This window comes from Amycolatopsis ultiminotia, from assembly GCF_039536925.1.
In the GTDB taxonomy this organism is placed as follows: Bacteria; Actinomycetota; Actinomycetes; order Mycobacteriales; family Pseudonocardiaceae; genus Amycolatopsis; species Amycolatopsis ultiminotia.
The window spans coordinates 83738-94359 of the sequence record NZ_BAAAZN010000031.1; the positions used below are offsets into that span (position 1 = coordinate 83738).

Consider the following 10622-nt stretch of genomic DNA (forward strand, 5'->3'; position numbering starts at 1 on the left):
ACTGAAAGGGAGCTGATGGGTATCTCCACCGAAAGTGCCGGCACGCCGTCGTTGAAGGTTCTCGTGTGCGGCGGCGGTATCGCCGGTCAGGCAACGGCTTTCTGGCTCGCGAAAGGCGGCCACCGGGTGGTGGTCGTCGAGCGCCACCCGGCGCTGCGCGCGACCGGCGCACAGATCGATCTCCGTGGACAGGGCATCGACGCGATCGACCGGATGGGCCTGCTCGGCGCCGTGCGAAGCCGGCTCGTGCACGAGCCGGGAGTGGCCTTCGTGGACAGCCGGGGCAGGAGACGGGGCGTGGTCATGGCGAACACCTCGGGAAAGGGCCGCCAGACCATGACGTCGGAGTACGAGATCATGCGCGGAGACCTGGTGCGCATCCTCCACGGTGCGACGAAGGACGATGCGGAGTTCGTCTTCGGGGTGGACGTGGAGAGCTTCGAACAGGACGACGATCGGGTTGTCGCGCATTTCTCCGACGGAACGAAGGACGAGTTCGACGTGCTGATCGGGGCGGACGGGCAGGGATCCCGCGTCCGGCGCGACATCCTGCCCGCCGGCGCTGCCGACCCGTGCTCGCCGGTGGGGATCCACATGGCCTATTGGTTCATCCCGTCCGTCGCGACCGACGACAGCCTTCGTGAAACGTACAACGCGCCGGGCGGCCGGATGATCATGCGCCGAACCCGCAATGCCACCGAGACCCAGATCTATTTCGCGCTCCGGGAGCAGTCCGCGGAAGCCACCGAGATCCACCGCAGGCCGATCGAAGAGCAGAAGCAGTTCTGGTCCGACCGGTTCCGGCAGGCAGGATGGCAGACGGAACGCTTCCTCGCGGGTATGCAGACCGCCGAATTTTTCTATTCCCAAGAGGTCACGCAGGTGCGGACTGCGACCTGGTCCCGAGGGCGGGTTGCGCTCGTCGGAGATGCCGGATACTGCTCCTCCCCGTACAGCGGGATGGGCACTTCCGCCGCGCTGGTCGGCGCTTACGTCCTCGCCGGCGAGATCAACCGGAATCCGGGTGATCTCACCGCTGCGTTCGCGAACTACCAGGCAACGCTTCGGCCCTTCGTCGACAAAGTACAGGCCGAAGTCAACCCGAAGCTCCTCCGGATCGGATTCCCGAAGGGACGCCTGGGGATCACCGCGCTCCGTACCGTGGCCACGGTGGGCAGTTTCCTCAAACTCCCGGAAATCGCCGCCCGATTCGCGAACGAAGACCGCGGCGGCGACTGGCCGCTGCCGGACTATTCGGCACCACAGCCAAGCTGACCGACGCATCGCTGCCGCGGCACACCATTCGGCTCGGTCTTTTCAGGCGTCGAGCACGACGTTGGACGTCGGCATGGACTGGCAGGTGAGGCAGTGGTCCTCGGGTAGGTCCTCGGCAGGGGTGACGAGGTGCGTGACGGTTCCGTCGAGTACGCGGACCGCGCAGCTTTCGCATTGGCCGAGCCGGCATCCGCTGGGCAGGGCCAGCCCGGACCGTTCGGCAAGGTGCAGCAGGGTGCCGTCGGATTTGCGCCAGGCCACGTCGCGGCCGGAGCGGGCGAACCGGACGGTGGCGGTGGCGTCGTCGGGAATGTGGACCGAAGCGGGTGCCGCGTGGAACTTCTCGGCGAAGATGTCGAAACGGGGCACGCCGCGCGCGATCAGCCCGGTAATGATTTCGTCGATCATGTTCCCGGGCCCGCACAGGTAGAAACGCGCCCGCCGGTCGATCAAACCGGCATCCACGTCGGCGGCGGACACCCGGCCGCGCACGTGCTGCCGGTCTTCGGAAGCAGGCCGGCTGTAGTGGTCGATCACGCGCAGGGACGGCAGTCGCCCGGCGAGTGCCACGATCCGGTCATGGAACGGATGGTGCGCACCGTTTCTGCTGCCGTGGTGGAGCACGATTTCCGGGGCGTCGGACGGGGCGAGAGCGGCTGTTTCGAGGTGGCTGAGAAAAGGAGTGATCCCGATGCCGGCGGCCATCAGCACGATCGGTCGCGAATGGACGGTGGGCACGGCGAAGCCGCCGGCAGGCGCGGTGAGCAGTACTCGGGTGCCGGGCCGGAACCGCTCGTGCACGGTCGGGGAGAACCGGCCGCCGGGCACCCGGCGCACTGCTATTGCGTAGGTGGTCTGTGCTGCCGGGGTGGCAGGTCCGGTCAGGGAGTAGCTCCGGCTCACCTCGGGCCGGTCGGGCCAGGCGAGAGTGATGTGTTGTCCGGCGCGGAACGACGGCAGCGGACTGCCATCCGCCGGACGCAACCGGACGGCAAGGATCTCCTCGGTCTCGAGGTGGCAGTGCTCCACCACGAACTCCCGCTGGGTTTTCCAGGACTCGGTGCCCTCCGGCCGGACGTCGCAGGGCACCGAGCGCAGTCCGACGGAGCCGCTGATCGGATCGCGGCTGTCGTCGCCGACCAGGAGGTTGTAGTTGGCGCCGTCGTCGGCGAGCGGATCCGACCCGGGCAGGCCGAGGTCGGTTGCCGGCTGCCACCAGCCGTACTCGGCGACGACGACGTCGCGGTGCAGGTCGGGATCGATCCGCGCGCGCATTCGGACGGTGGCGCGAGGCGTCGTGATGCGCACCCACTGGCCGTCGCCGATCCCGCGTGCACCGGCGACCTCGGTGCTCAGCTCCACGGTCGGTTCGGGGAAGCGTTTGCGCAGGGAGGAGATGCCGTGGTGCTGGCTGTGGCAGAAGTACCCGTTCTTCGCACAGGTGAGTACCAGCGGATAGGACCCGTCCGGTGCAGGTGGGTCGGCGACGGGCACGCCGGACTGCCCGTGCTCGGCGAGAACCTCGGAGTACAGCTCGACTCGACGAGTCGGGGTGGCGAACCCGGTGGCAGTCCCGTCGTCGTGCTCCTCGGCGTACTTGCGGTGGCGGACGTGCAACGGCAGATCCACCCCGCCGGGGTTTGCCCGCAGGTCCGCGGCGGTGAGGCCGAGCGGGGCGAGCTGGTGGTTCCAGCCGTCCTCGATCCGTCCGTGGAAGAAGTCCTCGCCGTGTCCCAGCCGGGCGGCCAGCTCGAAGACGATCTCGGTGTCCGAACGCGACTCGCCCGCGGGGGCGACCATCTGCGGCCGGAGCTGAACGCGCTCTTGGGCGGCCCTGGTGATCTCGAACCCGGCTTTGATCGCTTCGCGCTCCCACGGTGCGCTGACCGGCAACAGCAGGTCCGCGAATCGGGAGGTGGGGTTCTCGAACAGATCGAGGTGCACGGCGAAGTCGAGGCTGCGCAAGGCTTCCGCAGTCCGCTGCGGATCGGGCTGGGACAGCAGGAGGTTGCCGCCGAACGAGACCAGCGCGCGTACCGGGTAGGGCTCGCCGGCCAGCACGGCGTGGCAGAAGTCGCGTGCGTTGATCCAGCCCTGTGCCTGCGGGCCCAGCGGGAAACGGTCCAGTCCGAGGGTTTTCGCCCGCTGCGCGGCGGCCGGCTGGTCCGGTGCAGTGACCGGGTTGACCGCGAGTTTCGGCAGGAGCACGTTTCCGCCGGGCGCGTCGTAGCTCCCGGTGAGCGCGTAGAGCGTGGCGATCGCGCGCTCGGTCTGGGTTGCGTTGGTGTGCTGCCCGATCCCGGACCACGCCGCGTACGACACCGACCTGGCCTCGGCCAGTTCGGCGGCGAACGCTTCGATCCTGTCCGCGTCGATCGTCGTCACCGCTGCGGTCCGATCAAGCGGCCAGGCTGCGCAGGCGTCGGCGTACAAATCGAAAGCGGGCGTGCAGTCCACCGGCCCGGTCCGGGTGTGCACTCGGCGACGACCCCGCAGTGCGAACCGGTCCGTCCGGTGGGGCGCGTGCGTGGTCTCGAACGGCTCCGCCCGGCCGGAAACCTCGTCCCACACCACGTAGCCCGACAGCTCCGGGTGCAGGTCGGCAGCCCGGAGGAACCTGCCGGTGCCGAGCCGGACCAGCAACGGGGCGTTGGTCCACGACCGGACGAATTCCTCGTCCTGGCCACGGCGGGCGAGCAGGCGCCCGGCCACTCCCAACGCCAGCGCGCCGTCGGTACCGGGGCGGACCCGGAGCCAGTGATCGGCCTGCAACGCACTCGTCGACCGGCGTGGATCGACGACCACGAGGCGCGCGCCGCGCTCCCGCGCACGCGCGAGTGCGGCGGACTGCGCCAGCCAGGACTTGGCCGGGTTGTGGCCCCACAGCACCGCGAGGTCGGTGTTCGCGTAGTCCGGCGCGGGCAGTGCGCTCCCGAACGTGAAGGCGTGCGCGAAATCCTTGTGCCAGTTGCAGATCTCCGTCGAGTACAGCGTGTTCGGGCTGCCGAAGAGCCGGATGAACCGCTCGACCCAGTCGATGGAGTCCGACATCGGCGTACCACTCGGGGACGTCACCGAGAACGCGACGGCTTCGGCGCCACTGACCGCGCGGATCGTGCCGAGCCGCTCGGCGACCTCGGTCAGCGCTTCGTCCCAGCCGATTTCCCGCCAGCGTGGGTCGGGGTCGGACTTGGGCGTGGTCCGCCGCAGCGGCCGTCGCAGGCGCTCGGGGGAGTGCACCAGCTCGGGTGCCGCGCGGCCCTTCGGGCACATCGCCGCGCCGGTCGGGTGGTCAGGATCGGGCCGGACCCCGCGCAACGCACCGTCCTCGACCGTGTAGACCGCGCCACAGCGCGATCGGCACAGCGTGCAGTAGCCCCGTACTTCAGCCATCAGTTACTCCCTAGTAACCGGCTACCGGTTACCGTTCACTCTTGTAAGATCCGTGACGGGGACGGGGAAGTCAAGGCAGGGCGACGAAGGAGCGCGACGTGACCCAGGGCGGAGCGATCCGGCTGCAGCGCACCAGCCTGCGGGACCAGGTGCTCGAGGTGGTGCGGCAGGCAATGGTGTCCGGGGAGATCCGGCCGGGGGACATCTACTCCGCGGCTGCGTTGGCGGCTCGGCTGGGGGTGTCCAGCAGTCCGGTCCGCGAGGCGATGCTCACGCTGGTCAACCAGGGGTTGATGGAGCCGGTGCGCAACCGTGGCTACCGGGTCGTGGCGATGGGCGAACAGGATCTGGACGAGATCTACGAACTGCGCCGGCTGCTGGAGATCCCGGCCACGCTGTCGGCGGGGGCGAACGCAGAGCCCGGCGACCTCGACCGGCTCGGCGGCCTTGCCGCGGACATCGAAGCTGCCGCCGAGGCCGGTGACGTCGCCCGTTTCCTTGACGCGGACCGCCGGTTCCACCTGGACCTGCTCACGCTCGGCGGGAACGGCAGGCTGGTGGCCGGTGTGATGGCCCTGCGCGATCAAACCCGCCTCTACGGGCTGGAAAAACTGGCCGAAGACGGTCGCCTCACCGGGGCGGCGGGCGAACACCGGGAGATCCTGGCGGCGATCTCACTTCGTGATCAGAGCAAGCTCGAAGACCTGATGCGCGCCCACCTCCGCCACACCCGCGCGGACTGGGCCGCCGGGTAGCGCGCTGCGGGCCGGTCAGCGCGCGACGGAGCGCTCGACCATCTCCAGTGCGGCGGTCTTGGCGAGTTGCAGTTCGTCCTCGCCGATACCCGACTTGTGCAGGAATTCGATCCCCTGCATGACGGCGATCAGTGCCCTGGCGGTCTGCTCCGGATCCACGTCGGCGTCGATCTCGCCGTTTTCCTGTGCCTGCGTGATCTGCCGGGCGAACAGCGCGAGGGTGTCCGAGTAGGCCCGGCGGGCGAGGGCCTGGACCTGTTCGTCCTCGGCGCTCAGTGCCGCGGCGCTGTTGGCCATCAGGCAGCCTTGGGGCGGCAGGTCGAGGCGGCCGCCGTCCTCGAACGTGACCGCCGAGGTGAGTCCGTGCCACGGGCTGGGGTCCGCGGTGATGGCGGCCGCCAGCCCGGCGGCCTGGCGCGCGCGATAGTCGTCCAGTATCCGGATGAACAGGTCGTGTTTGCTGGAGAACGCGCCATACAGGCTCTGCGTGCCCAGTCCGGTCGCTTCGGTGAGGGCCTGCACCGAAGTGGCCGCGTAGCCATCCCGCCAGAACGTCGCTCTCGCGGCGTTGAGCACGGTCTGCTCGTCGAACTTCCTCGGCCTGGCCATGTATCCATTATTGAGGGATCACTCCAATTTGACAACACCCCGGTCCGTGTGAGTTATTGAGTGAACAATCCATAACAGAGCAAGGGGTACCGCAGATGACCGCAGGACCGCTCGAGGGCAAGACCGCACTGGTGACGGGAGGATCCAGGGGCGTCGGTGCCGGTATCGTCGCCCGGCTCGCGGCCGATGGTGCGAAGGTGGCGTTCACCTACGCGAGGTCCAAGGATCGTGCGGAAGCCGTGGCATCCGAGGTGGGGGACAACGCGTACGCGATCCACGCCGACAACCTCGAGGAGCAGGACGTCGTGTCCGCCGTCGCGCAGACTGCCGAGCGCTTCGGCGGTCTGGACATCCTGGTCAACAACGCCGGTGTCGGCAGCTTCAGTGCGATCACCGAACTGACGATGGACGAGATCGATTCGATGCTGGCGATCAACCTGCGGTCCGCGATCGTGGCCATCCGGGAGTCGCTGGCCCACCTCGGTGAGGGCGGCCGGATCATCAACATCGGCAGCATCAACGCCGAGCGCATGCCGCTGCCCGGCGGATCGATCTACGCCATGACCAAGGGCGCGCTGGCGAGCCTGACCCGCGGGCTCGCGCGCGAACTGGCCGCACGCGGAATCACCATCAACAACGTCCAGCCGGGCCCGGTCGACACCGAGGCCAACCCGGCGAACGGCCCCTCAGCCTCCGCCCTGCTCGAAGTCATGGCGACGGACCGCTTCGGAACCGCGGCCGAGATCGGCGCCTTCGTGTCCTACCTGGCAGGTCCCGAGGCCGCATACATCACCGGCTCCAGCCTGAACATCGACGGCGGCTTCGGCGGATGACCACCACCCGGCGGTGCCAGTGCGGGTTCCGGGCGCGCGAGCTGGCTCGTCGGGACCTCCGGATGCGATAATCGGTTGATGATCACGACCCGAAAGGCCAATGCCGCGTAAGCGCCCCTCCCGGCTGCGCGCGAGATCGGCGCAACCAGCCACCACGGTCATCCCAGGTGTTCCGCTGGCAACGAGCGGTGCTCTGGATCGGCTCGATCGTCCGGAGATCCGTTCACTCGAGGTGAAGCGCGCGCTTGAGATATGGCAGCGCGTCGCATCTCTGCCTCGGGCGGAGCTGAGCGCACCGCACAACGACTGGACCGAGTTCATCGGTCCGATGGCCCGCGACGACCTTGAACGGGCTGTGCGTGCCCTCCCGCGCAAGCAGGCCGCACCGTTGCGGGCAGTGGTCGAGCGAGCCGACGAGATGTTCCGGGCGAAGACCCTGCACAACCCGAGAATTGATCCCTCGCGACCGTGGTGGGCGCGGCGGTGGTGGGTCTGACGTGGCGGTCTCCGCAACGGCGATCATCGGCGGCGTCCTCCGCCTTGTCACACGACTGTGACAAGGCTGCCGGATGGTTGACACGCCGTTCCGGCCGGTTCGCCACGTGCGCCGGGCACCGTGGCTCTCGTAAGCAAAAGCGTGAGCCAGGGAGGAAAAATGGGAGTCATGGGCATGAAGCGGGGAGTCATCACCGGTGCCGTTGCCGGAGCCCTGCTGGTCGCGGCCGGTGGAACAGCTGTTGCCTTCGCGCAGGGCGATGCCCCCGCGGTGTCGGAGGCGGCCGCGAAGCCCGCCGCTTCGGCTGATGTGAACGGAAAGTCGGAGGGGAGCGTCACCACCGGCGACTACTACGTGTGGCTGCTCGAGGCGAATGACAAGGGTGAGGGGCTCGGTACCGGAATTCCGCCGCACACCACCCAGGACCTGAAGTCGTTGCACTGGGACAGCGGTGACTTCACCCCGACGACGCTGAGGTTCTCGGTGGGCAAGGACAGCGACGGACCGGACGTGGCGTCCTATCCCGTTCCTGCCCCGGGCAAGTTCGTCGCGTGCACCGCGACCGGCACGGAAGCCGACCCGAACATCCAGTGCGTTGTCCGGTGAGGTGGAACCACCGGCCTGCCCCGGGTTTTCGCGTCCGGGGCAGGCCCGCTCGGTCTCCGATGTGGACGATCGGTCATCCGGTAACGTCCGGGCGATGACTGCTCCGGTTGCCGTGCTGCTGGTCGAGGACGACAGTGTCATCCGGCAGGCGTTGGCAGCGACGTTGTCGCGTTACGGATATGCGGTGACCACGGCAGCCGACGGACTGACCGGGCTGGAGCTGTTCCAGCAGACCCAGCCGGATCTGCTGCTGCTCGACGTCATGCTGCCCGGACTCGACGGCATCGGGTTGTGCCGGCGCGTGCGGGAGACCAGTACGCGCCCGATCCTGATGATGTCTGCCCGGGACCAGGCTCTGGATGTGGTGTCGGGCCTCGAAGCCGGTGCGGACGACTACGTCACGAAGCCCGTCGACACGTCCGTGCTCGTCGCCCGGATCCGCTCGGTGCTGCGCCGGGCCGGCCACCACCAGGCCGATGCCGTCGAGCCCGCCGGCAACGGCCTGCTCGAATTCGGCGATCTGGTGATCGATCCGGGGGCGCTCGAGGTGACCGTCGGCGGCACGCCGGTCGCGCTCAGCGCGACCGAACTGCGCCTGCTGCTCGAATTCGCCGAACAGCCCGGTCTGGTGCTCAGCCGCGCGACGCTGCTGCGCTCGGTGTGGGACTACGGCTGGGACGGGGACAGCCGGGTGGTCGACACCTGTGTGCAGCGGCTGCGGACCAAGATCGGCGCCGACCGGATCGAGACGGTTCGCGGATTCGGCTACAAACTGAGGACCTGACATGCATACCCGGATCGCCGGCTTCTTCCGCGTCGCGTTCGCCCGGAGGTCGTTGCGCTGGCGGATCGCTGCACTCGCCGCTGCCTCGGCGACCGTCGTCGCGGTCGTGATCGGCGTGGCCGTGCACCAGGATTCCTGGGACAGAAGCGTGGCGGAGGGCGAGGACCTCGCCAGCGAGGCGCTCAACGGCGCCGAGGGCAGCTATCTGGCGACCGGGAAGCTGTCCGCGACAAGTACTGCCACCGGAAAGGTCGTCACGACCGGGGTGCCACAACCCCTGCTGGACGCCATGCACGGATCCCTCGGCGTCGTGGGCAAGTGGCTCGACACGACCCGACCGGACTGGCCGCGAATGTGGGCGGGGCACCACGTGGACGGCAGGCTGATCGCGGTCTGGGTCGATCTGAGCCATATTTTCGACCGCGTTCACGACCAGGACGTGTTCGTCGTGAAAGCGGCGGTGGGCACGCTGGTCGTGGTGTTCGTCGTGGTGGCTTTGCTCAGCGAGCTGATCACGCGCCGGTTGCGACGCGTCTCGCGCACCGCGCTGCGGATCGCCGACGGAGACCTGACGGCGCGGATCGGCGCCCGCGCAGGGGACGAGATCGCCGACCTCGGTTCCGCGGTCGACTCGATGGCCGTTGCCCTGCAACAGAAACTGCTCATCGAAAAGCGATTCACCGCGGACGTCGCGCACGAACTGCGCACCCCGCTCACCGGTCTGGTCACCTCGGCCGAGCTGTTGCCCGACGGGGAAGCGACCGAACTGGTCCGGGACCGGGTGGGAGTGCTGCGGGTGCTGGTCGAAGACCTGCTGGAGATCTCCCGCCTGGACGCGGGCGTGGAACGAGCCGAATTGACGCCGGTGCCGCTCGGCGAGCTGGTCACGGAGGCGGTGTCGCGCACCGGCCGGCCGGTCGAACTGGACACCACCGGCGCGGCACTGGTCCAGACCGATCCCCGCCGTGCCGAACGAATCGTGGCGAACCTGGTGCACAACGCTTTCCGGCACGGCAGCCCGCCGGTCGAGGTGAGCGTGGCCGGCCCGGTGGTGCGGATCCGCGACCACGGCACCGGTTTCCCGGAATCCGTCATCACCGAGGGACCACAACGCTTTCGCACGGGTGTCACGGAACGCGGCCGGGGACACGGCCTGGGCCTGACCATCGCAGCGGGACAGGCAGAGGTAATCGGCGCCGAGCTGACCTTCTCCAACGCTGCCGGTGGTGCGCTGGCCACCATCGTCTTTCCCGCGGCCGAATCCGTGCAAGGCTGAAGCGGCCTCGCTCGGATCCGGCAGTCGCGGGGCCGGCGCCGAACGGGTAGACGGCGAGCGGACTTCCGTAGCCCGCCACCGCTGGCCCGCGCAGCGTGTTGGTCGTCTCGGCGGCATGCGCGAGTTGGACCTCGCGCCGTTGTGTCCTGCCGCCTGGTCGAGGTGATCCTGGGTGTCGCGTCAGACCGAGGCGATGGCTGCTGCCGCGGCCTCGGCGATTCCGTGCGCAGCCTGGCGATCCAGGGCGTCGTCGATCGCTTGGACGTCGTCGAAATAGGCGTGGAAGGCGACGATCTTCCCGTTTCGCAGGGTCAGGATGTGGGAGCCGGTGTTGGTGTAGGTACTGCCGTCGAGCAGGGTGGCTTCGTTCGTCCACTCCACGCCGACGGTGGTGTGCCAGGGCCGGCCGTCGACGGCGACGGCGCGGACGTGGAATTCCAGACCGGGCAGGACGCGATAGAGCCGGGTCAGCCAGGCGGCGACGTCGTCGCGGGTGGTGCGTTGGCCGCCGAGGGCGCCGCGGCCGGGGAAGGTGTGGTGCACATCCGGGGCCATGTCGTGGATCAGCGACATTTCCCCGCGCGAGAGCGCGGCA

The 10622-nt window shown here is 68.8% G+C and carries 10 protein-coding genes; 7 read left to right on the forward strand and 3 right to left on the reverse strand.

Going from position 1 to position 10622, the window contains the following annotated elements; translation table 11 throughout:
• Positions 1-15: 15 nt before the first annotated feature.
• Complete coding sequence (locus ABD793_RS40755; protein WP_344869067.1) at positions 16-1275, forward strand: FAD-dependent oxidoreductase; 1260 nt, start codon at positions 16-18, stop codon at positions 1273-1275.
• Positions 1276-1317: 42 nt separating this feature from the next.
• Here the strand turns inward: ABD793_RS40755 and ABD793_RS40760 are convergent, their stop codons facing one another.
• Positions 1318-4668 carry a molybdopterin-dependent oxidoreductase gene (locus tag ABD793_RS40760; RefSeq protein WP_344869068.1) on the reverse strand — a complete coding sequence of 1117 codons (3351 nt, stop codon included), beginning with the start codon at positions 4666-4668 and terminating at the stop codon, positions 1318-1320.
• A gap of 98 nt (positions 4669-4766) precedes the next feature.
• Here ABD793_RS40760 and ABD793_RS40765 point away from each other — a divergent pair, with 98 nt between their 5' ends.
• Positions 4767-5423 carry a GntR family transcriptional regulator gene (locus ABD793_RS40765; protein ID WP_344869069.1) on the forward strand — a complete coding sequence of 219 codons (657 nt, stop codon included), beginning with the start codon at positions 4767-4769 and terminating at the stop codon, positions 5421-5423.
• 15 nt (positions 5424-5438) lie between these two features.
• Here the strand turns inward: ABD793_RS40765 and ABD793_RS40770 are convergent, their stop codons facing one another.
• Positions 5439-6032: a TetR/AcrR family transcriptional regulator gene (locus ABD793_RS40770; RefSeq protein ID WP_344869070.1), complete on the reverse strand. Its 594-nt coding sequence runs from the start codon at positions 6030-6032 to the stop codon at positions 5439-5441.
• 95 nt (positions 6033-6127) lie between these two features.
• Here ABD793_RS40770 and ABD793_RS40775 point away from each other — a divergent pair, with 95 nt between their 5' ends.
• From ABD793_RS40775 to ABD793_RS40795, 5 genes are all read left to right on the forward strand, one after another.
• Positions 6128-6865, forward strand: a complete 738-nt coding sequence (locus ABD793_RS40775; RefSeq protein WP_344869071.1) for an SDR family oxidoreductase — start codon at positions 6128-6130, stop codon at positions 6863-6865.
• Between the two features lie 232 nt (positions 6866-7097).
• Positions 7098-7361: a hypothetical protein gene (locus tag ABD793_RS40780; RefSeq protein ID WP_344869073.1), complete on the forward strand. Its 264-nt coding sequence runs from the start codon at positions 7098-7100 to the stop codon at positions 7359-7361.
• A 159-nt stretch (positions 7362-7520) separates the two neighbouring features.
• Positions 7521-7967 (forward strand): hypothetical protein, encoded by a 447-nt coding sequence (locus ABD793_RS40785; RefSeq protein WP_344869074.1) that lies wholly within the window; start codon positions 7521-7523, stop codon positions 7965-7967.
• Positions 7968-8061: 94 nt separating this feature from the next.
• Positions 8062-8751, forward strand: a complete 690-nt coding sequence (gene cseB / locus ABD793_RS40790) for a two-component system response regulator CseB (RefSeq protein ID WP_344869075.1) — start codon at positions 8062-8064, stop codon at positions 8749-8751.
• 1 nt (position 8752) lies between these two features.
• Positions 8753-10027: an ATP-binding protein gene (locus tag ABD793_RS40795; RefSeq protein WP_344869076.1), complete on the forward strand. Its 1275-nt coding sequence runs from the start codon at positions 8753-8755 to the stop codon at positions 10025-10027.
• A 180-nt stretch (positions 10028-10207) separates the two neighbouring features.
• On the opposite strand, the gene ABD793_RS40800 is transcribed toward ABD793_RS40795, so the two are convergent.
• The coding region (locus tag ABD793_RS40800) for a nuclear transport factor 2 family protein (RefSeq protein WP_344869077.1) at positions 10208-10622 on the reverse strand (415 nt) is incomplete at its 5' end.